General features: G+C 61.8%; 20 protein-coding genes. 14 read left to right on the top strand and 6 right to left on the bottom strand.

Annotated features, from left to right (window positions below):
• Positions 1 to 46: 46 nt before the first annotated feature.
• The 3 genes from speA to CAF63_RS12230 all read left to right on the top strand — a co-directional run bounded on the left by speA (position 47) and on the right by CAF63_RS12230 (position 4,333).
• Entirely contained in the window at positions 47 to 1,960 is a 1,914-nt protein-coding gene (speA, locus tag CAF63_RS12240; protein ID WP_085684928.1) for an arginine decarboxylase, read from the top strand.
• A gap of 232 nt (positions 1,961 to 2,192) precedes the next feature.
• On the top strand, positions 2,193 to 3,542 hold the full coding sequence (locus CAF63_RS12235; protein WP_085684926.1) for a type VI secretion system Vgr family protein: 1,350 nt from the start codon (positions 2,193 to 2,195) through the stop codon (positions 3,540 to 3,542).
• Positions 3,539 to 4,333: a DUF4123 domain-containing protein gene (locus tag CAF63_RS12230; RefSeq protein ID WP_085684924.1), complete on the top strand. Its 795-nt coding sequence runs from the start codon at positions 3,539 to 3,541 to the stop codon at positions 4,331 to 4,333. Before CAF63_RS12235 ends, CAF63_RS12230 begins: the two co-directional genes overlap by 4 nt.
• A 9-nt stretch (positions 4,334 to 4,342) precedes the next feature.
• Here the strand turns inward: CAF63_RS12230 and CAF63_RS12225 are convergent, their stop codons facing one another.
• Positions 4,343 to 5,692, bottom strand: a complete 1,350-nt coding sequence (locus CAF63_RS12225) for an MATE family efflux transporter (RefSeq protein WP_085684922.1) — start codon at positions 5,690 to 5,692, stop codon at positions 4,343 to 4,345.
• Between the two features lie 37 nt (positions 5,693 to 5,729).
• On the bottom strand, positions 5,730 to 6,023 hold the full coding sequence (locus tag CAF63_RS12220; RefSeq protein WP_007951010.1) for a hypothetical protein: 294 nt from the start codon (positions 6,021 to 6,023) through the stop codon (positions 5,730 to 5,732).
• A 145-nt stretch (positions 6,024 to 6,168) separates the two neighbouring features.
• On the opposite strand from CAF63_RS12220, the gene CAF63_RS12215 reads away from it, so the two are divergent.
• The 5 genes from CAF63_RS12215 (at position 6,169) to CAF63_RS12195 (ending at position 10,595) form a co-directional block, all read left to right on the top strand.
• Positions 6,169 to 6,471 carry a MazG-like family protein gene (locus tag CAF63_RS12215; RefSeq protein ID WP_085684920.1) on the top strand — a complete coding sequence of 101 codons (303 nt, stop codon included), beginning with the start codon at positions 6,169 to 6,171 and terminating at the stop codon, positions 6,469 to 6,471.
• Complete coding sequence (locus CAF63_RS12210; protein ID WP_085684918.1) at positions 6,471 to 7,220, top strand: methyltransferase; 750 nt, start codon at positions 6,471 to 6,473, stop codon at positions 7,218 to 7,220. Before CAF63_RS12215 ends, CAF63_RS12210 begins: the two co-directional genes overlap by 1 nt.
• A 12-nt stretch (positions 7,221 to 7,232) precedes the next feature.
• Positions 7,233 to 7,844, top strand: a complete 612-nt coding sequence (locus CAF63_RS12205) for a DUF4136 domain-containing protein (protein ID WP_085684916.1) — start codon at positions 7,233 to 7,235, stop codon at positions 7,842 to 7,844.
• A gap of 54 nt (positions 7,845 to 7,898) precedes the next feature.
• A complete protein-coding gene (locus CAF63_RS12200) occupies positions 7,899 to 8,456 on the top strand; it encodes a DUF4136 domain-containing protein (protein ID WP_085684914.1) in 558 nt (185 codons plus the stop codon).
• Positions 8,457 to 8,606: 150 nt separating this feature from the next.
• On the top strand, positions 8,607 to 10,595 hold the full coding sequence (locus tag CAF63_RS12195) for a pilus assembly protein TadG-related protein (RefSeq protein ID WP_085684911.1): 1,989 nt from the start codon (positions 8,607 to 8,609) through the stop codon (positions 10,593 to 10,595).
• Here the strand turns inward: CAF63_RS12195 and CAF63_RS12190 are convergent.
• Positions 10,592 to 13,339: a PAS domain-containing sensor histidine kinase gene (locus tag CAF63_RS12190; protein ID WP_085684909.1), complete on the bottom strand. Its 2,748-nt coding sequence runs from the start codon at positions 13,337 to 13,339 to the stop codon at positions 10,592 to 10,594. The two genes, CAF63_RS12195 and CAF63_RS12190, sit on opposite strands and share 4 nt — an antisense overlap.
• On the bottom strand, positions 13,336 to 13,782 hold the full coding sequence (locus CAF63_RS12185; protein ID WP_085684907.1) for a TadE/TadG family type IV pilus assembly protein: 447 nt from the start codon (positions 13,780 to 13,782) through the stop codon (positions 13,336 to 13,338). Before CAF63_RS12185 ends, CAF63_RS12190 begins: the two co-directional genes overlap by 4 nt.
• A gap of 75 nt (positions 13,783 to 13,857) precedes the next feature.
• Here CAF63_RS12185 and CAF63_RS12180 point away from each other — a divergent pair, with 75 nt between their 5' ends.
• Positions 13,858 to 14,328, top strand: coding sequence for a prepilin peptidase (locus CAF63_RS12180; protein ID WP_085684905.1), 471 nt, complete (start codon positions 13,858 to 13,860; stop codon positions 14,326 to 14,328).
• Positions 14,329 to 14,453: 125 nt separating this feature from the next.
• Positions 14,454 to 15,230 (top strand): response regulator transcription factor, encoded by a 777-nt coding sequence (locus tag CAF63_RS12175; RefSeq protein WP_085685437.1) that lies wholly within the window; start codon positions 14,454 to 14,456, stop codon positions 15,228 to 15,230.
• 22 nt (positions 15,231 to 15,252) lie between these two features.
• Here the strand turns inward: CAF63_RS12175 and CAF63_RS12170 are convergent, their stop codons facing one another.
• Together CAF63_RS12170 and CAF63_RS12165 are read right to left on the bottom strand one after the other, a co-directional pair.
• Positions 15,253 to 15,660, bottom strand: coding sequence for a response regulator (locus CAF63_RS12170; RefSeq protein WP_085684903.1), 408 nt, complete (start codon positions 15,658 to 15,660; stop codon positions 15,253 to 15,255).
• A gap of 77 nt (positions 15,661 to 15,737) precedes the next feature.
• Entirely contained in the window at positions 15,738 to 15,956 is a 219-nt protein-coding gene (locus CAF63_RS12165; RefSeq protein ID WP_178081286.1) for a Flp family type IVb pilin, read from the bottom strand.
• A 329-nt stretch (positions 15,957 to 16,285) separates the two neighbouring features.
• Between CAF63_RS12165 and cpaB the strand changes: the two genes are divergently transcribed.
• The 4 genes from cpaB to CAF63_RS12145 are packed head-to-tail and all read left to right on the top strand — an operon-like array spanning position 16,286 to position 20,923.
• Positions 16,286 to 17,227 (top strand): Flp pilus assembly protein CpaB, encoded by a 942-nt coding sequence (gene cpaB, locus CAF63_RS12160; RefSeq protein ID WP_085684901.1) that lies wholly within the window; start codon positions 16,286 to 16,288, stop codon positions 17,225 to 17,227.
• A gap of 20 nt (positions 17,228 to 17,247) precedes the next feature.
• Positions 17,248 to 18,471, top strand: coding sequence for a type II and III secretion system protein family protein (locus CAF63_RS12155; RefSeq protein WP_085684898.1), 1,224 nt, complete (start codon positions 17,248 to 17,250; stop codon positions 18,469 to 18,471).
• Positions 18,468 to 19,658, top strand: coding sequence for a pilus assembly protein (locus tag CAF63_RS12150; RefSeq protein WP_085684896.1), 1,191 nt, complete (start codon positions 18,468 to 18,470; stop codon positions 19,656 to 19,658). Before CAF63_RS12155 ends, CAF63_RS12150 begins: the two co-directional genes overlap by 4 nt.
• On the top strand, positions 19,655 to 20,923 hold the full coding sequence (locus CAF63_RS12145) for a CpaF family protein (RefSeq protein ID WP_085684894.1): 1,269 nt from the start codon (positions 19,655 to 19,657) through the stop codon (positions 20,921 to 20,923). The genes CAF63_RS12150 and CAF63_RS12145 overlap by 4 nt, the downstream gene beginning before the upstream one ends.
• Positions 20,924 to 20,941 lie beyond the last annotated feature (18 nt).

Below are 20,941 nucleotides of genomic sequence, written 5' to 3'. Positions count from 1 at the left end.
GCCTGAGATCAGGCGACGCACTATGACTTCTTTATAGGGGACTTCGATGTCCGTACGACGCACACGCAAAGACGATGGCAGCCAATGGACAGTTGCGGACAGCCGCAGTGTTTACGGGATTCGCCATTGGGGGGCCGGGTATTTCGCGATCAATGACGCCGGTCGCGTCGAAGTTCGTCCGAACGGCCCGAGCAGCTCGCCTATCGATCTGTTCGAACAAGTCGACCAGTTGCGCAAAAGTGGCTTGTCCCTGCCGCTGCTGGTGCGTTTTCCCGACATTCTGCAAGACCGCGTCCGTCAGCTGACCGGTGCGTTCGATGCGAACATCGAGCGTCTGGAATACCAGAGCAAATACACCGCGCTGTACCCGATCAAGGTCAACCAGCAGGAAGCGGTGATCGAGAACATCATCGCCACCCAGAACGTTTCCATCGGTCTGGAAGCCGGCTCCAAGCCTGAGCTGCTGGCGGTGCTGGCACTGGCGCCGAAGGGCGGCACCATCGTCTGCAACGGTTACAAGGACCGCGAGTTCATCCGTCTGGCGCTGATGGGCCAGAAGCTCGGCCACAACGTGTTCATCGTGATCGAGAAAGAATCCGAAGTCGGTCTGGTGATTGAAGAAGCCGCCTCGCTCAAGGTCAAGCCACAGGTCGGCCTGCGCGTGCGTCTGTCGTCGCTGGCATCGTCGAAGTGGGCGGACACCGGTGGCGAGAAATCCAAGTTCGGTCTGTCGGCGGCGCAACTGCTGTCGGTGGTCGAGCGCTTCCGCGCGGCCGGGCTGGATCAGGGCATTCGTCTGCTGCACTTCCACATGGGTTCGCAGATTGCCAACCTGGCTGACTACCAGCACGGCTTCAAGGAAGCGATCCGTTACTACGGCGAGCTGCGCAATCTGGGTCTGCCGGTTGATCACATCGATGTCGGCGGCGGCCTGGGTGTCGACTACGACGGCACCCACTCGCGCAACGCCAGCTCGATCAACTACGACATGGATGACTACGCCGGTGTCGTGGTCGGCATGCTCAAGGAATTCTGCGATGCGCAGAGCCTGCCGCATCCGCACATCTTCTCCGAAAGCGGCCGTTCGCTGACCGCGCACCACGCGATGCTGGTGGTGCAGGTGACCGACGTCGAGAAACACAACGACGACGTGCCGCAGATCGAGAACAAGGAAGCGCTGCCGGAAACCGTGCAGTGGCTGGTTGACCTGCTCGGCCCGACCGACATCGAAATGGTCACCGAAACCTACTGGCGCGCCACTCACTACATGAGCGACGTGGCCGCCCAGTATGCCGACGGCAAGCTGACCCTTGCCGAGAAAGCCCTGGCCGAGCAGTGCTACTTCGCCGTATGCCGTCGTCTGCACAACTCGCTGAAGGCGCGTCAGCGTTCGCACCGCCAGGTGCTGGACGAACTCAACGACAAGCTGGCCGACAAGTACATCTGCAACTTCTCGGTATTCCAGAGCCTGCCGGACACCTGGGCGATCGATCAGGTCCTGCCGATCATCCCGCTGCACCGTCTCGACGAAGAGCCGCTGCGTCGTGCCGTTCTGCAAGACCTGACCTGCGACTCCGACGGCAAGATCAACCAGTACGTCGACGAGCAGAGTATCGAGACCAGCCTGCCGGTGCACGCGCTGAACGAAGGGGAAGACTACCTGCTGGGCGTGTTCCTGGTCGGCGCCTATCAGGAAATCCTCGGCGACATGCACAACCTGTTCGGTGACACCGACTCGGTGAACATCTACCAGAACGCCGACGGCAGCGTGTACCACGCCGGTATTGAAACCCATGACACCATCGAAGACATGCTGCGCTACGTGCACTTGTCGCCGGAAGAGTTGATGACTCACTACCGCGACAAGTGCGCCAGTGCCCGCATCAGCGCGACCGAGCGCACTCAGTTCCTCGATGCATTGCGCCTGGGCCTGACCCGCTCCTCCTACCTGTCTTCCTGAGACCAGGTTCCGCTTTCATCTGGTTGTCTGAAATTGTTCCGCCCAACGCGGACGTTTCAGATGACCGGGTGAGACGCTTCTTTTTTTCTTCGCGAAACGGCTTACGTCCAGGTGAGCAAAGTGATGTCGTCTGCTTTTCGCGTAGGTCATTTCCGAATTTGTACTTCGGCCCTCTACTCGGCCATGGCTCTCGGCGAGAATCCCCGCCCGCCCCCCTGTAGAGAATCTCCCCATGTTCGATCCAGTCGACGAGCCGTCGTTTCGTCTCGATGTAGCGGGCCTGTCCGTCTCGCTTGAAGTCCTGGCATTCAAAGGTTGCGAAGCCATCAGCGAGCCTTTTGCGTTCGAGATCGACTTGCTGCTCGATGACCCTCATCTGGACCTTGCCGGCCTGATGTATCGTTCCGCGCGCCTGTGTTTCGGGCCTTCGGGCAATGGAGTACACGGGCAATTGCACAGCCTTGTCCAGCATGAACAGGGGCAGGGCGCCCGGTTGTGCAGGGCGCGGCTGGGGCCTCGGTTGAGCTGCCTGGGTCTGCGCTATAGCCAGCGAATCTTTAGCGACCGCTCGGTGCCGCAGATTCTTGATCAAGTGCTCCGGGAACACGGCATCAGTGGCAACTGGCGCCGATTCGACCTGCGAGGCGTGTATTCGCCCCGGACCTTTTGTACCCAGTACGGCGAGTCGGATCTGCAACTTGTGCAGAGGCTGTGTGGGCAGGCACGCATTCACTACCACTTCGAACATGGGAGTCGTGGGCATTGCCTGGTATTCGGGGATGATCCGGCGCGGCTGCCCCTCGCCGGGAACCTGCGATTCGAGTGCGAGGAAGGGGAGCCGTCGCCGACAGTGAGCCGTTGGCAATTGGGCGAGCACGCGCGCCTGCACGCAGAAGGCTCGCGGCGGACACGTACGGCGCAGGGGGATTGCGATTCGTCGACCCTGCGCAGTGGTCATTGGTTGACGATTTCCGGCCAGCGCCTGGCAGACGCCAATCCGCGCTGGCTGGTGAGCCGAATCGAGCATCGGGCCGATCAGTCGTCCGAGCCGCCCTACAGCAACCGGTTTTTTGCCGCTGACCAGTTGCCGCTGCCCCGATCTTCCCTTGAATACCGAGGTGCGCGCATGTGCAGTCCGCAACGTGCGTGGGTGGTGTCGGTCGAGGAGGCGCAACCGGATGCCGTGCGGCCAGTGGCCGTTCAGTTCGACTGGCTTTATCAGGGCGAAGGGGCCCGCCCCAGCCACTGCTGGCTGCCGCTGGCTCCGACGTTGGCCGATACGCCGATGGCATCATTGAAGGACGGGGTAGAGGTGGTGGTGAGTTTTCTGGAAGGTGACCCTGAGCAGCCCGTCATCAGCGGCGTCTTGCTGGCTCCGACAGTCACCGAAGCCATCGAGGAAGACGCACCGTTACCACTGCCCGAGCGTCTGGCGAGCGCGGGCCTGCCTCAATGGTTGAAATCGGCCGAGCCGTTGCTGTTGTTGTGCCTGATACCGGGAGGCGGCAGTTATCGCCATTGCGCGGCGTCACTGTGCAGCTGTCGATTGGTCGCCGGGCTTGAAACGAGCGACGAAAGATGAGCGTCGCAGCCCCCGGACAGCGCGCTCAGTGGTTGTTGCTGGACATCGCACAGGCGCCGCAGGCAGTGAAGACTTTACGCCAGGGGTTCGCCGGTGTGCACTGCCTGAAGCTGTTTGACGGTACGGAGTTTCAACCGGTCAGTGAACAAGGCCCGTGGCTGATCGACTTGCGTGACAGCCCGGCGCTGTCAGCACTCTGCCACACCGATCCCATGACCTGGCAAGGGCTGCTGCTGGGCAGCGAGGTCTCGGCGCAGTCACTGCGCGAACACTTGCAGCGGATGCTGACCGTGTCCATCGGCCTGAATCACCGGGCGCTGCTCAATTTCTACAATCGCCAGACCGCCAGCTACTTTTTCGATGCCTGTGATGCCCGGCAATTGAGCTGCTGGCTCGGGCCGATCGGGTGGCTGCGCTGGTTCGGCGGGATCTGGGCCGATCTGGCCGGCGGCAGTCAGGGCTGGCAGCAACTGCGCAATCCGGGGCTGGCCGTGGAGCCGCTGCGGATCGAGCAAAGCCTGACCCGCCAGCAGCGTGAACGCTTGCACCGTTGCCTGCTGGATCAGCATGTCTGGCGCTGGAGTCAGGCGACGGGGAACGACTATCGGGTGATGTCAGCCTTTCAGGAGCAAGGCCTGGCACTGGGCTTCAGCGAGCAGGTGCTGCTGGACGACTGGTTGTGGCTGCGTTTGCAGCATCCGCGTGCCGAACTGATGCCGCTGCCAAAAGGTTTGACCCCGCGGGAGCGGCTCGAACTGTTGCGTCGGCGTTGGTTGAACGACCCGTCGTGAAGCGCCGCTTCAGTGAGCAGCACCGTTGAACCAGCCATCGGTGCGCCGCAACCACCACGCCAGTCCCCCGAGCGTCAGGCTGCGCAGCACCATGAACAGCAGGAAAGAAATCCACAGGCCGTGATTGCCCAGACCTTGCAGCGCCCAGGCGACCGGCAGCAGCAGGATTACGGTCGCCAGCATGCCGTTGCGCATTTCCCGGGCGCGGGTGGCACCGATGAACAGGCCGTCGAGCAAGTAGCTCCAGACCGCGATCAATGGCAGAACGGCCAGGTAGGGCAGGTAGATGAACGCGGTCTCGCGCACACTCTGGATGTCGGTCTGCATTTCGATGAACAAGTGGCCGGCCAACAGAAACAGTGCCGCAAAACCCAGGCTCGCCAGCAACGACCAGCCGCCGGCAACCACCAGCGAGCGGCGCAAGGCCAGACGATCACGGGCGCCGATGGCGTGGCCGCACAGGGCTTCGACGGCGTGGGCCAGACCGTCCAGCGCGTGGGCAGTCAGCAGCAGGCCGTTGAGCAGCAACGCGTTGGCCGCGACCGTGGCATCGCCGAGTCGCGCGCCCTGCACGGTGATCAGGAAAAACACCGATTGCAGGGCCAGGCTGCGAATGAAAATGTCACGGTTGACCGCCAGCAGCGGACGCCAGCTCTGCCAGAGTTTCAGGGCGGCCCAGGCGATGTGACCGGGATAGGCGCGCAATGCCTTGCGAGTCATCCACAGGCCGAGCAGGGCGCCGCTCCATTCGGCGATCACCGAGGCACGGGCCGAACCGACCACGCCCCAGTCCAGACCGATCACGAACCACAGGTTGAGCACGATGTTGATCAGGTTGGTACTCAGCAGAATGGCCAGCGGCGCCCGGGCGTTCTGGGTGCCGAGGAACCAGCCGACCAAGGCATAACTGGCCAGCGCCGCCGGCAGCCCGAACAGTCGGATGTGGAAAAAGTCGCGGGTCAGTTGATCCAGTTCTGCCGACGGTTGCATGAAGTGCAGCGCAACCCCGCTCAGCGGTACACCCAGGGTTCCGAGCAGCAGCGCCAGCCCCATCGCCAGCAGCAGGCCCTGAAGCAGAATCTGCCGCAAGGCCGCACCGTCGCTGCGACCGGCCGCCTGCGCAGCGAAGCCGGTGGTGCCCATGCGCAGAAAACCCATGGCCCAGGCCAGAAAGGTATACAAACTGGCGCCCACCGCTACCGCGCCCAACTGATGGGCGTGGGGCAGGTGACCGATGACGGTGCTGTCGACCAGCGCCACCAGCGGTACGGAAATATTGGAAAGGATCATGGGGGCGGCGAGGGCCCAGACCCGGCGATGGGTCGGGCGGTCGCGCCAGTCGGCGATCAGGTTGGACATGCGGGCTCCTTGGGGAGCGGCATTGTAGCGGGAGGTGTCAGTGAATGATCCAGCTCAGCAGCCACAATCCCAGCAGCAACCAGATGATCCCGGCAATGATCGAAGCATTCATGAACGCGCGGATCGCCGACCACAACAGCATCAGGCCAACGATCAGCGCGATGATGCTGATGATCGACGTGTCCATGCCCAGCGCCTTCGACAGACCGTCGACAAAGTTGCCACCAGCGTTGCCCAGCAGATTGAACAGGCCGCTGAGGCCATCGACGATGAAGCGGATGATCGAGCCGAGCGCCTGGCCCAGCCATTCGAAAAAGCTTTCTACCTGCATGTCTGTTTCCTGATGAAAGAGCTGAGCCTTGGGCCGCAGCGGGTGCGGTCGAGTTCCCTGCAAGCATAGAGGGTTTGGATCCGGGCGACTGCCCCTTGCCTTCAATCTGCATCCCCACGAAGCTATACGCCTTCAGGAGAGCCCGATGAACCTTGTTGAACTGACCGAACGCCTGCACGCCATTCGCGACCGCAATGACTGGCGGCAATTTCACAGCCCGAAAAACCTGGCCATGGCCGCCAGCGTGGAAATGTCCGAACTGGTGGAAATCTTCCAGTGGCTGACCAAAGATCAGTCCCGCGAACTGCCGGCGGACAAACTCGCCCACGCCGGGCAGGAAGTCGGCGACATCGTTCTGTATCTGTTGCTGCTGTGCAGCGAACTGGGGCTGGACATGAATGAAGTGGTGCGCAGCAAACTCGCCGACAGCGAACGGCGGTTCAGCTGATGAGCGACCGTCATTTCGATCAGTTGGCGACCCGTTTCGCCGAAAAAATCTACGGCGGTGCCAAAGGCGCGATCCGCCTGGCGGTACTGCAGGCCGACCTCGCCGAAGCCTTGCCGGATCGTCCGTTGCGGGTGCTGGACATCGGTGGCGGCCTGGGCCACATGTCGCTGTGGCTGGCCGAGCGCGGGCACCAGGTGACGTTCACCGAGCCGGCCGAGCCGATGCTGGAAGGCGCACGCCAGCGCTTTGCCGACGCCGGGCAAACCGCGACCTTCATTCAGGCCCCCTGGCAGGAACTGCTCGGCCAGCTCACCGAACCCTACGATCTGGTGCTGTGCCATGCGGTGCTGGAATGGCTGGCCGAACCTCATGCGATCCTGCCGGTGCTGCATCAGTTGACCAGACCCGGCGGCTGGTTGTCGCTGGCGTTCTACAACCGCGATGCACTGATTTACCGGAACCTGCTCAAAGGCCATTTCAAGAAAATGCGCAAGAACGACATGGCCGGTGAAAAACAGAGCCTGACCCCGCAACAGCCGCTCGATCCACGGGAACTGGCAACGCAACTCGCTGGTTTGTGGCAGGTCGAAACCCAGAGCGGGGTGCGAGTTTTCCACGATTACATGCCGGTGGAATTCCAGGCCCGCGCCGAATTGATTGATTTGCTCGAGATGGAACTCGCCCACCGTCGTCACCCAAGCTTCGCCGGGCTTGGGCGCTATTTGCACTGGATCTGCCGGCCGATCTGATCGGAGCGAGAAATGAAAGGTCATTCAGGGTTACTGCTGATCTGTCTGGGGTTGGCCGCCTGCCAGGGCAGCAACCCTTACGTGGCGCAGTCGAGGCCCTTGCCGCCGGCGCCACCGCAAGCGGCAACCACCTTCGACCGCAGCGCTTATCCCGCGCCGCCACGGGATTACGGGCGCTATCGCAGTTGGGCGTGGCTCAACGGTCAGTTGCCGCCGGGCACGGCATGGGCGGACTCGGCGCAAGTGGCCGAAGCCGTGAGCAGTGCGCTGGACCAGCGCGGTCTGCGCCCGCTGCATGACAATCGCCCGGCCGACCTGCTGGTCAGCGCCAACCTGAGTCTGGAAACCCGCCTGCGTCAGGTTCAGGACGATTACGGCTATTACGGCGGCTATGGCGGTTACGACCGCTATGGCCGTGGCTACGGGATGTACAACTCGGTGCCTATCATTCGTACCTATCAGGAGCAGGTCGTGGTGGTGCGAGTCGATCTGTTCGACGCCGGCAGCGGTCAGCCAGTCTGGAGTGCCAGCGCGGAAACCGGCACCCAGGGCAATCAGAGTGATCGCACCGACGCGATTCGGGAGGCTGTCGAAAAGGCGATGTCGGCGTATCCTCCCAGTTAGCTTCCTGCCAATGTGAAGCTCCCCAAGGTTCATGTCTTCCACCGGAGAAAAACCATGTTCCGCCGTCTCGCTTTACTGGCCGTGGCCGCGCTGCTCAGTGCCTGCGCCGCCAACCAGGTCAATCATGACTTCGACGCCAGCCGCGACTTTGCCGCTTATCGCAGCTGGAGCTGGAAAGAACCCGCCCTGCAATACCGCCCCGACGATCCAAGAATCAAGAGTGACCTGACCGAACAACGCATCCGGCAGGCCGTCGCCGACCAACTGGATCAGCGTGGTCTGCGCCCGGCCGCTTCGGGTGCCCGAGGCGATCTGTTTGTGCAGACCTACCTGATCGTCGAGGACCGGCAGCAACAGGTGACCACCAACTACGGCGGCGGTTGGGGTGGCCCGTGGAACGGGTACTGGGGGGCACCGATGTACAACGAAACCCGCAACATCACCTACAAGGTGGCGACCATTCAGGTCGATCTGCTCGACGGCAAGGACGGCAAACTGGTGTGGCGTGGCAGCGACGAGCAAATGCTCAGCCGCACGCCGAACCCGGCGGATCGCAGCAATGCGATCCGCGAGACCGTGGCGCGGATCCTGTCCAACTATCCACCGCGTTGAGTTTGTTTGAAAAAAGACGGGAGCCCATGGCTCCCGTTTTTTATGGGTGGATGAAACTGGCGCGTTGCCAGCAGTGTCGATGCAGCGCGTCTACACTCAATTCCACCAATGGAGGTTGCGCCCGGCAGTGCGCCGGCAAAGGAGTGCGCCATGTTGCGTCATCCGCAGTGCGGCGGGCCAGCCCGGCAGCGCGGGGCCATCGGCCTGATGGCGGCCGCCACGCTGAGCCTGGCGCTGGTGTTGATGCTGCTGGTGGTGGACACCGGCCGCCTGTACATGGAACAACGCAAACTGCAGCGCCTGGTGGACACCGCCGCCCTCGAAGCCGTCAGCCGTGGCGGCAATTGCCTGCCGGGCCTCACCGCCGCCAGTTACGCAGGGCAAAGCGCGACGCGCAACGGGTTTGTCGCCGATGCCACCAACGTCCTTGTGATCGATTGCGGAAACTTGGCGACAGCCGCTACCGGCCTGCGCACGTTTACGGTGGACGCGACGCAATCCGAGGCGGTCAAGGTTGCGGCCAACCGCACCGTCACCACCAGTTTCGCCGGTGGCGTGCAGGCGCTGTTCAGCGGTACACCGGTTCGTCTCAACACCGTGCTTTATGCTTCGGCGGTGGCGGCCAAACCCAAGCCGACCGTCGCTCAGTTGAACATCCGCAGTAACCTGGCCAGCATCAACACCGCCCAATCGAACATCCTCAATCAGCTGTTCTCGGGGCTGCTCGGGGGCAACGTCAACCTGACGGCTCTGGGCTGGAACGGTCTGCTTAACACCGACATCAACCTGCTCAGTTACCTGAATCAACTGGCAATCAATCTCAACGTGGCCGCCGGCAATTACACCCAGTTGCTCAATACCCAGGCCACGGTGACCCAATTGATCCAGGCCGCGATTACGGCGGTCCAGCTCAACGGCGCCACCGCTGAAGTGATTACCGCGCTGGGCCAGCTGCAAGTGGCGGCGATCAATGCCGCGCCGGTAAAGCTCGGCGACATCCTGCAATTGCAGACCGGCACCACGGCCGCCGGACTGGATGCCAATCTGCAGTTGCTGCAGCTGGTCCAGGGTGTGATTCAACTGGCCAACAGCAAGAGTGCGGTGTCCGCGACCCTGCCGATCAGCGTGTTGGGGTTGGCGAATGTCACGGTGCGGGTCAAGGTCATCGAGCCGCCGCAGTTTTCCGCGATCGGCGATCCGGCGCTGGCCAGGGCCAACCCCACCGGACCGAACCGGATTTATGTGCGCACTGCGCAGATTCGCACGATGCTTTCAGTGAATCTGCCGGTGTTGTCCGGGGTGCCCGGGCTGAGCAACGCGGTACTGGGGCTGGTCGGCACTCTGACCACGGTCGTCAATGATCTGTTGAGCCTGAATCTGGTCTCGTTGCTTAACTCACTTGTCTGTTCCGGTTGCCAGCGAATGGATCCGTTATTGTTGCCGTCACCACAAGTCGATATCAGCCTGGATGCCGGCGGCGCCGTCAGCTATGTCACCGACTACAGCTGCCCGAGCGGCAACACCGGCACCAAAAGCCTGACCGCCCGCACCACCACGTCGATTGCCGACCTCAAACTGGGCAAGATCGACCCGACCAACGCGTTTTCATCCTCTGCCGAACCCACGGTCACTCCGCTGCCGCTGGTGGACCTGGGCATTATCACCTGCCATACGATTCTGGGCCTTGGCGGCTGCGATCCGAGCACCCACGTGCAATACGCCGCCGGCGGCATCGCGATCATGGTCAACACCAGCGTGGCGCAGAATTCTCAGGATCTGGTGTTTTCCAGCGGCACGCCGTTTGCCACACCACCCAACCTGAAACTGCCGCCGAGCGTGATTGCCGCCGTGCCCTCGAACAACATCGTCAACAGCCTGGCAAGCACTCTCGCCGGGATCAATCTGATCGTTTACAAACCCTTGGGCAGCAATCCGCTGGGGGCGATCGTCACCGGCGTCGCCAGCCTGATCAGCGATGTCACGACGACCCTGCAACCGGTGATTACCAGCGTGGTGAGCCCGCTGCTGGATCCGCTGCTCAACAATTTGCTCAAGGGGCTGGGGATCAACCTGATGGACGTCGACGTCGGTGCCAACATGACTTGCGGCCAGACCGGCAAGGCTTATCTGGTGATCTAGTCGTCGGGGGCGATCGGCAGTTCGATGCAGAATCTTGCGCCGTCCGAGGAGTTGCGCACGCTCAAGTGCCCACCCATGTTCTCGATGATCCCGTAACTCACTGACAGTCCCAGACCGGTGCCGACGCCAATCGGTTTGGTGGTGAAGAACGGTTCGAAAATCCGCTCCAGCAGGCGCGGGTCGATACCGCCGCCGTTGTCCTCGACCCACAGCCGCACCTTCTGCTCGTCGCGCTCGGCATAGACCGATATCCACGGCTTGAACCCAGAGTCGGACTCGCGTTTGCCCAGCAGCGCATCCCGGGCGTTGACCATCAGGTTGATCAACACCTGTTCAAGCTGATCGACGTACCCGCGCACCTGAACCTCGAATGCAGTTTCACTGATGCGCAAATCCACGCCTTTGCCACGCATGCCCTCGGCCAGCAACGACAGCGTGCCTTCGATGGCGCTGGCCGGGTTGAACAGTTGCTGCTCTATCTCGGAACGGCGACCGAACACCCGCATGTGATCCACCACTTTGGCGGCGCGCTGCACCTGCGCGTCGATGCGATTGAGTTTGTCGGTCAGGTAATCGATCTGCACATCGCCGTTGCTCAGGCGCTTCTGCACGTTGACGATGGCCATGCGCATGACGTTCAGCGGCTGATTGATTTCGTGGGCGAGGCCCGTGGCCATTTCGCCCAGGGTGGCCATTTTTGCGCTTTGTGTGAGTTGCTGTTGGGAGCGGCGCACTTCAGTGTTGTCGCGGCCAACGGCTTGTACTTCGATCAGCGTTCCGTGCTCATCGAACACCCCGCGATCCGACCACACCCACCACGCATGTTCACGCCCCGGCAATTGCAGGTTGATTTCGGCGGTGCTGACGGGAGATTGCGGGCTCAACTGCGCCAGGCGTTCAACGAAGGCCGCACGCTGAGCGTCGGACATCCAGCTGCCCAGATCGACCCCGGCCAGGGCTTCGGGGGCGCATTCCAGATAGGTCGCCAGCGGGCGGTTGCCGAACGTCAGGATCAGGTCCGGACGATAGCGGCAGATCATCGCCGGCGAGTCCTCGACCAGAATCCGGTAGCGTTCCTCACTCTGTCTGACTTGCTCGGCGGCCAGCGTCGCTTCGGTGACGTCCAGCCACAATCCGACGGCTTCTACTGGCAGGCCGAGGTCATTGCGCAGCAGCCGGGCTTCGTCGAGCAGCCAGTGATAATCGCCGCGACTGTCGCGCAGGCGATAGCGGGCGCGCACCGAGCCTTCACGCAGCAGTTGCCGGGTACGTTCGAAGTACAGGGCCCGGTCATCCGGGTGAATCCGCTCTGCCAGCGCACTGGCGTCACAGTCCTCCAGGCTCCAGCCCAGCAACGTTTGCAGGCTGGCACTGAAAAACGCCGGCAGCAAGGCGCCTTCAACGTAGTGCTGGATGTAAATTACCGCCGGCGAACTGGCGATCAGGTTGTCCAGCCGCGCATGGGCGGTGGCGGCCAGTTGCTGCTGGTTCTTGATGTCGCTGATGTCGAGCATGAAACCCACCAGCCGCCGATGCTCGCTGGTGCCGGTGACTTGTCCCTGAAGGCGATACCACGCGGGTGTCTGGCTGGGATCCCGAGCATGCAGGCGCACGCACAGGTCAAGGATTTCCCCGTGCATTTGCAAAGCTTGCAGGCGGCTGCGGACTTCTTCACGGTCGGCGGGATGGATCAGTGTCAGCCAGGCATCGAGCGTCAGCGTCGATTGGCCCTGTTGCAGGATGGCGGTCAGCGACGGGGACAGGTGAATCTGCTCGCTGGTGCTGATTTCCCACCAGCCTGTGCCGAGCAGGGTCTGCAACGACTCCAGCCGTTCCAATTGCAGTTGATGCTGTTGTTCGCGCAAGCGGCCGAGCAAAGGGCCGGCCAGTGCGCCCGCCAGCATCAGCCAGTCACGGTCGGTCAGATACGGCGCGGTCTTGTCCACCGCGTAAAAACCACAGAGCAGCCACGCCATCACGCCTCGATCATCGCTGTAAGGCACGGCGAAGCCTTCGGCATTGCCGAACAGGCCCTGGACCCGCGAGTGTTCGTACTGGCCGTAATGCTCACCCAGACGCTGCGGGCCGGTGCCATTGAGGCTGTCGAGCGGCGTGCCCAGACGCTGGCCGTCGTGCCACAGCGCCGGTGCGTCATGGGCGTGAAATTGCTGATGGATCTGCCAGCCTTGTTCCTGTTCATCGAGCAGGGCGAGCGCCAGGCACGGGATCTGCCAGCGCTGGGCGATCACCTGCAATTGTTCGCTGACAAGCACCGGCAACCGACCAAGGCTACAGCTGCGCAGCTGCTTGCTGATCTGCTCGGCGATCATGTGGCACGCCTCGCGCTGATGCGCTTGCTGGCGTTCGGACAACAGGTCGCCAATGTCGATCAGTTGCAGCAGCCAGCCATTGCCCAGTGGCTGAACCCAGCCGCGCAGGTGCAAGATCTGGTCGCCCAGGCCAGGGAAGTCCAGATCCAGCAACTGACCTTGCCAGTCCTGTGGGCGGCCCTCGATGGCCAGCGTGCTGTGCGCCAGCAGGTAGTCGCGCAACGGCAACGGTTTGTCACGGGGCGACTGTTGCGTCAGCAGCAGGCGTAGCGGGCCGGCCACTTGCAATACGCCGCCGTCGCTGTCGAGGTGGATGTGCAGGCCCGTCAGCGGGGTGCCGAGCACGTCCGGCAAGTCGCTGGCGACCATGCTCCGTTTGAGCAGGCGGCCGAGCAGGTTGTCACCCGGAGTCAAAATTTCAGGCTCGAAATGGCGGTCAGGTTGGTGGGCAGGCTGGGGACCGCGCCGACGCCCGGCAATACCAGAAACGGGATGACTCTATTGAGCTTGCTCACCGGGTAATTGACGCTGACGGTGAGCGTGCCTTGAGTCGGGTCATAGATCGTAGATGTATCCGTGCCGACCACCACGTTCAACGACGACGGCAGCGCCGACAATTGCTGAGTCAACGCGGCATTGGCGGTGGTGACCAGTACGCTGGAATAGTTGGGAATCGTGGGGTCGACCGCCACCGCGCGGCGGATGGCCTCGGCGGTGACCTGGTTGAACGTCTGCATCAGCACGAACGGCAGGCTATAGCTGACGAGGCCATAAAACACCGCGAAAAAGATCACGAACACCAAGGCGAATTCGATCGCCACCGCACCTTTTTGCGCCTTCCGAGAGCCGGTTTTCATCCGTGCGTCTACCCTGACAGTCACTGCGTAGTATCAGCATAGAATCATTCAGCAAAAACGGACGGTTTTTACCGCATGCAAAGCTTTGTCCTTCTGATCTGGTTGACGGCCTGCGCGGCCCAGGATGCCCGGCAACGAAGGATTGCCAACGCGCTGACGCTGGGCGCCGCCGCTTTCGCGCTGATCTATCTGTTGTCTTTCGGTACGACCTGGATGGGCGCCGAAGCCGTGCAGGGCGGCTGGGCCTGTGTCGTGGCGCTGGCGTTCACGCTGCCGGGGTATTTCATGGGGCGAATGGGCGCAGGCGATGTGAAATTAATGACAGCTCTTGGCCTTTCGACTGACGGCTTGTCGCTGCTCGGGATCTTCATCGGCGCCGGTGCGGCGAGCGTGGTCTGGATGCTGGTGGCGCCAAGACTCTGGCTTCATATGAGTCAACGACTTAGGAATCGTCTTCGATATATGGCGCCATCCATGTCAAAAAAGCTGCCATTTGCGCCGTTCGTGCTGGTCGGCTTTGTGCTTGCGCTGCCCTGGATCCATTAGTCGCCAGATGCCACTAGTCTTATGTACATAGTCGGAAAGTGGGTCTATTTTCAAAGGAGCGAGTTATACAGCCAGTGGCTGACAGTACAGGAATGGTCAGTTTTGGCCCGGGCATGGAGTGGCACGTGAACAAGCTTACATCTGTGGTAAAAGTCCTCGTTGTCGATGATCAGCCTTTGATCGTCGAAGAGCTCTGTGAATTTCTCGAGAGCAGCGGCTACCGCTGCGTGCCGTGCGAGTCCAGCAAAGAGGCGATCGAGCGTTTTTCGGACGACATCGCGATCGGGCTGGTGCTTTGCGATTTGCACATGCCGGACATGGACGGCATTCAACTGGTGCAGGAGCTGCAACGGCTGGCCGGCAAACACCGGGCGTTCGAAGCCATCATGCTCACTGGTCGCGCCGACAAGCAGGACGTGATCAAGGCCTTGCGCGCCGGGATCGCCGACTACTACCAGAAACCGGTCAATCTGGATGAATTGCTCGAAGGCCTGCAACGCCAGGAAGCGATGCTGCAGGAACGGCAGAAAACCCTGCAACTGGGCCATCTGAATCAGAAGCTGCAGGACCTGTCGTCGTCCATCGATGATCTTTACCAGGATCTGGACAAAGTGCGGCGCGGGCCGGCGCCGGTCAGCGACGAAACCGCCCACGAAGCCGGTGAGCTGGAAATCCCGGCGATCTTCAATCAGCTCTCGCCACGGCAACTGGACGTGGCGCGCCTGGTGGGCAAGGGGCAGACCAATTATCAGATTGCCTGTGAGCTGGGCATTACCGAAAACACCGTGAAGCTCTACGTTTCGCAAGTGTTGCGCCTGACTCACATGCACAACCGCACGCAGTTGGCGTTGGCGTTGTCGCCGGGCAATCCCGGTTTGCGTCAGCGGGTGACTGCCCACTGAAACGAACTGCCGGGCGCTCGTTTCAGCCGGCATTCATCTTCGGCTTGGGAAACAGGTTTTCGAGGGTTTCCAGCAGCCGCACGTGATAGATCGGCTTGCGGAACAGGTCCAGCACCTGCAACCGCAGCATGTCGCTCACGTCCTCCATATCTGCATGCCCCGATGTCACGATCACCGGCAAATGCTGGCGTGAGGTGTGTTCGCGCAAGCGCTTGATCAGCGACATGCCGCTTTCCTCCGGCATGCGCAGATCGGTGATTACCAGGGCGATATCGGGATGGCGGGTCAGGTGATGCAGGGCGAGTTTGACCGATGTGGCGGTATGACAGACGAAACCTTCGCCTTCCAGCAGCTCCGCCAGCTCCAGCAACGCGTCCTCTTCGTCGTCAACCAGAAGCAACTGTTGGCGTGGGGAAGAAGACACGTTCATGGGCAGTACCTGAAAGCTGAATGGAAGAGCGAGTGTAGCGCGACATCAGCAAGGTGCTGGCGGAACCGTGCTGTCGATCAAGGAACGGTTGGCCGGGTTTGCGCAGTGCCGCCCAGCGACACCAGAATGCTGTTGAAGGTGGCCAGCATCCGATCACCCAGTGGAGTGACAAAAGTTACGACCACCACGGCGACCATGGCCACGACAATGGCGTATTCGATTGCCGAAGCACCGTCTTCATGTTTGTAAAACAGCAGGGCTCTGGCCATTAAATAATCAACGATCATTCGAAACATGTGCCCACTCCTTTTTGCGCTCATGGTGCCGATGTAACAGCGGCGGCAAAGCGTTCGCCGTGCCATTTGAGCATTGTCAACAAACCCCTACCCAACAACTGTAAGAACGGATTAGTCATAAAGGATTAGTCGCTCCGCCTTTCCCTGTATTTCGACTGCTAATTGGCCAGCACCCATACTTTCGTGGGTAATTTGCCTGTCAGTAATGGCGTTTTGGCTTGTTTCAGCTAGCTTGGAAATAGCGAAATCGTTGGTTGTTCATCGCTGCCTGATTGCGATATTCCCTTGACAGGAAGTGCGGCTGGTAGTGCAGGAAAGGGAGAGCCGTCGTGAACAGTCGTGTGACCATAGGCCTTGCAGCGGTGCTTTTACTGGGTGCCATCGTTGTCGGATATTGGGGCCTGGTGCTCAGCCGGCAGCCAGCTCCGGTTACGCAGGCTCCCACGCCGGCAGTGGTCGCCGTCGAAAACACCGTCGCTGCCGCCGAAGACCAGACCCGCCAGCCTGTCGTGGTGCTGGTACGTGACGTCCAGCCATTTACCCCACTCACCGCCGCGGATCTGGTTGTTGAAAAACTGCGCAGCGCCCCAGCCGGCAGCCTCGGAACCCTCGAACAGGCGGTGGGCCGTACACCGTGGCGCCAGCTGAGCGCCGGCACCTGGCTCAACGAAGAGAGCTTTCAGGCCGGCGGCACACTGGCGCGCATGATCCACCGCGATGAGCGCGCGCTGGCCGTGTCGGTCGATGAAGTGATCGGTGCGGCCGGGCAGTTGATCCCCGGGGATTACGTCGATGTGCTGTTGTTCCTGCGCCAGGACGCCAGCAACCCCCAGCAGTCGGCACAGATTGTGGTGCCGGCCATGCGCGTGCTGGGTGTCGGCGAACAGTACGGCCTGACCAACGACGGCCAGCCGTCCGCTCCCGCCATGAGTGCCGACGACAAAATCAAGCAGGACCAGCGCCGGCTCACCGCGCGCACCGTGGTGTTGGCGGTGCCTGAACAATTGTTGAGTCGAATGATGCTCGCCACTCAGGTCGGGACGTTACGCCTGGCCGTGCGCAGCAGTGAAGAACAGCGCCTGGCCAAGTATTGGGCCGGCGAAAGTCAGGCACCGGAAAAACTGGTCGCCGCCAACAGCCAGCTTTTCCAGTTCACTCAGCTGGCGCTGGGGACGGCGCCGAAGGCTGCTACCGGTGGCAACCACGGCGGTGCGGTAAGGCCCGCAGTGGAAGTGATTCGCGGCAATCAGACCCCTCAACAAAACCCATGACTGAGCAAGGATCCAAGTGCATGCAGAGTCGTTCCTGGCCGACCTTCAATCCCGCGCTCCGGGCCTTGCTGCTGATGGGACTGTCAATCAATGCCGCGCACGCGGCCACCGGCAACTGCGCGGCCCTCGGGCGCTTGCCGCCGGTAATCGAAATCAACGAAGGCTGGCAGCAGGACATGCAATCCCCGGTGGCGATTACACGCCTGGCCATCGGCGATCCGAAAATCGCCGACGTGCATGCCAATGGCAATTCCTCGTTCCTGCTCACCGCCGTGGCGCCGGGCGCTACCAGTCTCATGGTCTGGACCGGCTGCTCCAGCGAGCCGCGCCAGAGCATGGTGTTCGTCAAGGGCGCCGCCACCTCGGCACTGACCAGCACCGGTGCACTGCCATCGGATGATGCGCTGTTGCCCTCGCAGGTGCAGACCGACATTCGCTTCGTTGAAGTCAGCCGCACCAAGCTCAAACAGGCCTCGGCTTCGCTGATCGGCACCCGTGGCAATTTCCTGTTCGGTTCACCCGGAACCCTGCCGACCATCGATGGCGTCCCGCAACCGCGACTGCCGGTGGACAACTCGCTGTTCAACTTCTCATGGATCGGCGGCAAGACCATGGCGATCATCAATGCCCTGGAGGGCAGCGGCTTCGCCTACACCCTGGCGCGGCCAAGTCTGGTCGCCCTGAACGGGCAAAGCGCAAGTTTCCTCGCGGGCGGGCAGATTCCGATTCCGGTGCCCAGTTCCGGCAGCGACAACGTATCGATCGAATACAAGGAATTCGGCATCCGCCTGACCCTGACGCCCACCATCATCAGCCATGATCGCATCGCCCTGAAAGTGGCACCGGAAGTCAGCGAACTGGATTTCAGCAAAGCGGTGAACATCGCCGGCACCACGGTGCCGGCCCTGGCCATCCGCCGCACCGACACCAGCATTTCCTTGGCCGATGGCGAGAGTTTTGTCATCAGCGGTCTGATCAGCACCACCAACAGTTCCCAGGTCGACAAGTTTCCGGGGCTGGGCGATATCCCGGTGCTCGGGGCTTTTTTCAAGAGCTCGCAGATCAAACGCGAAGAGCGTGAGTTGCTGATGATCGTTACCCCGCACCTGGTTCGTCCGCTCTCGGCGGAAGCACAACTGCCGTCGTTGCCTGGTGAAAAACTGCGCAACTACGACCCTAATTTCTACCGCATGTTCTTCCTGGAGAACGGTAACTTCGACAAGCGCAGCGGGTTGTCCCAATGAGCCAGAGCCTGAGTCAGACCTTTCTCGCCATCACCCGCAACAACACCGATCTGGAGTGGTTGCAAAGCGCGCTTGCGCCGTTGGGCCAGGTGGTCAGTGCCGGTGGCGGCAGCCTCGACGAATTGCTCGCGCTGGTGGATGTGACCTTCGCCAGCCTGGTGTTCGTCGGCCTCGACCGTGAGCACGTGGTGGCCCAGAGCGCGCTGATTGAAGGTGCACTGGAGGCCAAGCCGATGCTGGCAATCGTTGCCTTGGGCGACGGCATGGATAACCAGCTTGTGCTGAATGCGATGCGCGCCGGGGCGAGGGACTTTGTAGCTTACGGTTCGCGCTCCAGCGAAGTGGCCGGGCTCGTACGCCGCTTGAGCAAACGCTTGCCGCCGGTGACCCACAATGCACAACTGGGCGGCCTGACGGTGTTGTACGGCGTACAGAGCAGTTCGGACGGCGCGCTACTGGCCAACCATATGGCACTGGTGGTGCAAAAAAGCGGGCAGCAAACGCTGCTGCTGGATCTCGGGCTGCCCCGTGGCGACAGCCTGGCGCTGCTGGGGCTGGAGAGTTCGTTCCACTTCGGCGATGCCTTGCGCCACCTGCGCAGGCTCGACGCGACGCTGATCGACAGTGCGTTCACCAGCGCCGAAGCGGGTCTGCGGATTCTGGCCTACGCCGACAATGACGAACCACTGGAAAGCACCAGCGCCGCCGAGCTGTACATGCTGCTCAGCGCCTTGCGCCAGCACTTCCAGCACATTGTCGTGAACCTCACCGGCCAGCCTGATAGCGAAGCCCTGCGCACCTTTGTCAGCCATTGCGACAAGCTGATCTGGTACACCGACCAGAATGTTCTCGATTGCCGGCGCAACCTGGCGGTGTTCAATCTGTGGCGCGAAAAAGGCATGAAGCTCGATCACGGGCGGCTGCTGGTCGATCGCTATCTGAGCAACGTCGCGCCGGATGCGGACACCCTCGGCAAGACCTTCAACCTGGAAGTGATCGCGGTGCTGGCCTTCAGTCCGGAGCTGCGCCTGAACGCCAAGAACCAGGGCGTCAGCCTGTTTGAACTGGCGCCCCGGGAGAAACTCACCCAGAACCTGCGGGTACTCGGCGAACGGCTGGCCAAACGCTCCGAAGGCCTGGCCAAACCCAAGGTCACCTGGTTCGACCGGTTGCGAGGCACCTCATGAGCCCGGAAAAACTCTTCGGTGCGCCGGCGCGCGGGCAGTCGGGCAACACCGATCACGAAGGCCTGAAACTGGTCCTGCATCGCTACATCATCGATGCCATCGAGGAGTCCGGGAAAAACCTCCTGGAAGGTTCGCGGCAATTGCTGGCGCAATTCGTCACCGACAAGGTCGCCGAATACATTGCCCGTTTGCACCTGGCGATTTCGCGTTACGAGATGGAGCGGCTGGCGGAAGAAATCGTCGATGAACTGACCGGATTCGGCCCGCTGGAAGTGTTGCTGCGCGACACCGTCGTGACCGAGATTCTGGTCAACGGCCCGCACCGGGTGTTCGTCGAGCGCGACGGTGTACTGCATCTGAGTGACCTGCGCTTCATCGATGCACACCACGTCGAGCGGGTCATGCAGCGCATTCTCGCGCCCCTCGGTCGGCGGCTGGACGAGTCTTCGCCGATGGTCGATGCGCGCCTGCCGGACGGCAGCCGGGTCAACGCGATCATCCCGCCGATCGCCCTCGACGGCCCCTGTCTGTCGATTCGGAAATTCCGCAAGGACATGCTCAAGAGCAGCGACCTGATTGCGATGCAAACCATCGACCTGCCGATTTTCGAGTGCTTCCAGGAGGCCGTGGGCAAGCGCTGCAACATCCTGATCAGCGGCGGCACGGGCACCGGCAAGACCACGCTGCTGAATATCCTCAGCCAATTGATCAACCCTCATGAGCGACTGGTGACCATCGAAGACGTCGCCGAACTGCAGCTCGGCCACCCTCATGTTGTGCGTCTGGAAACCCGCCCGCCGAATGCCGAGGGCCACGGCGAGGTCAAGGCCAGCGACCTGATCCGCAACGCCCTGCGGATGCGCCCGGACCGGATCATTCTCGGCGAGATCCGTGGCGTCGAAGTGCTCGACGTGCTGACGGCGATGAACACCGGTCACGACGGCTCGATGAGCACGGTCCACGCCAACAACGCCCAGGATGCATTGCTGCGTCTGGAAACCCTGGTTGGCCTGACCGGGCGCACGGTGGCCGAACGCACCCTGCGGCAGATGATCTGCGCGGCACTCGACGTGATCATTCAATTGACCCGCATGCCCGATGGCCGCCGCTGTGTCAGTGAAGTGGTGGAAGTGGTCGGCGTGCGCGAAGATGTCTACGTCACCAACACCCTGTTCCGGCTGGATCGACGCACCGGTTTCGGCTTCTTGCGCGAGGCGGTCAACCCGGCCGGCGACAAGTTGCGGCACGAGTCGAGTCTGGGCTGAACGCATGGAGCCTTCGTC

It is taken from the genome of Pseudomonas sp. B20(2017), from assembly GCF_002113125.1.
Taxonomy (GTDB): Bacteria; Pseudomonadota; Gammaproteobacteria; order Pseudomonadales; family Pseudomonadaceae; genus Aquipseudomonas.
Note: the sequence above shows the minus strand (reverse complement) of the source record. Positions and strands in the feature narration are given on the sequence as shown.

What these genes read in the sequence shown, in the direction of transcription:
- CAF63_RS12170 (WP_085684903.1), bottom strand. Translation starts at nt 15,660, where the DNA reads ATGAACGTGTCTTCTTCCCCACGCCAACAGTTGCTTCTGGTTGACGAC.
- CAF63_RS12210 (WP_085684918.1), top strand. Translation starts at nt 6,471, where the DNA reads ATGAGCGACCGTCATTTCGATCAGTTGGCGACCCGTTTCGCCGAAAAA.
- CAF63_RS12215 (WP_085684920.1), top strand. Translation starts at nt 6,169, where the DNA reads ATGAACCTTGTTGAACTGACCGAACGCCTGCACGCCATTCGCGACCGC.
- CAF63_RS12220 (WP_007951010.1), bottom strand. Translation starts at nt 6,023, where the DNA reads ATGCAGGTAGAAAGCTTTTTCGAATGGCTGGGCCAGGCGCTCGGCTCG.
- CAF63_RS12205 (WP_085684916.1), top strand. Translation starts at nt 7,233, where the DNA reads ATGAAAGGTCATTCAGGGTTACTGCTGATCTGTCTGGGGTTGGCCGCC.
- CAF63_RS12155 (WP_085684898.1), top strand. Translation starts at nt 17,248, where the DNA reads ATGCAGAGTCGTTCCTGGCCGACCTTCAATCCCGCGCTCCGGGCCTTG.
- CAF63_RS12145 (WP_085684894.1), top strand. Translation starts at nt 19,655, where the DNA reads ATGAGCCCGGAAAAACTCTTCGGTGCGCCGGCGCGCGGGCAGTCGGGC.
- CAF63_RS12165 (WP_178081286.1), bottom strand. Translation starts at nt 15,956, where the DNA reads ATGTTTCGAATGATCGTTGATTATTTAATGGCCAGAGCCCTGCTGTTT.
- CAF63_RS12200 (WP_085684914.1), top strand. Translation starts at nt 7,899, where the DNA reads ATGTTCCGCCGTCTCGCTTTACTGGCCGTGGCCGCGCTGCTCAGTGCC.
- CAF63_RS12150 (WP_085684896.1), top strand. Translation starts at nt 18,468, where the DNA reads ATGAGCCAGAGCCTGAGTCAGACCTTTCTCGCCATCACCCGCAACAAC.
- speA (WP_085684928.1), top strand. Translation starts at nt 47, where the DNA reads ATGTCCGTACGACGCACACGCAAAGACGATGGCAGCCAATGGACAGTT.
- CAF63_RS12185 (WP_085684907.1), bottom strand. Translation starts at nt 13,782, where the DNA reads ATGAAAACCGGCTCTCGGAAGGCGCAAAAAGGTGCGGTGGCGATCGAA.
- CAF63_RS12195 (WP_085684911.1), top strand. Translation starts at nt 8,607, where the DNA reads ATGTTGCGTCATCCGCAGTGCGGCGGGCCAGCCCGGCAGCGCGGGGCC.
- CAF63_RS12180 (WP_085684905.1), top strand. Translation starts at nt 13,858, where the DNA reads ATGCAAAGCTTTGTCCTTCTGATCTGGTTGACGGCCTGCGCGGCCCAG.
- CAF63_RS12225 (WP_085684922.1), bottom strand. Translation starts at nt 5,692, where the DNA reads ATGTCCAACCTGATCGCCGACTGGCGCGACCGCCCGACCCATCGCCGG.
- CAF63_RS12235 (WP_085684926.1), top strand. Translation starts at nt 2,193, where the DNA reads ATGTTCGATCCAGTCGACGAGCCGTCGTTTCGTCTCGATGTAGCGGGC.
- CAF63_RS12230 (WP_085684924.1), top strand. Translation starts at nt 3,539, where the DNA reads ATGAGCGTCGCAGCCCCCGGACAGCGCGCTCAGTGGTTGTTGCTGGAC.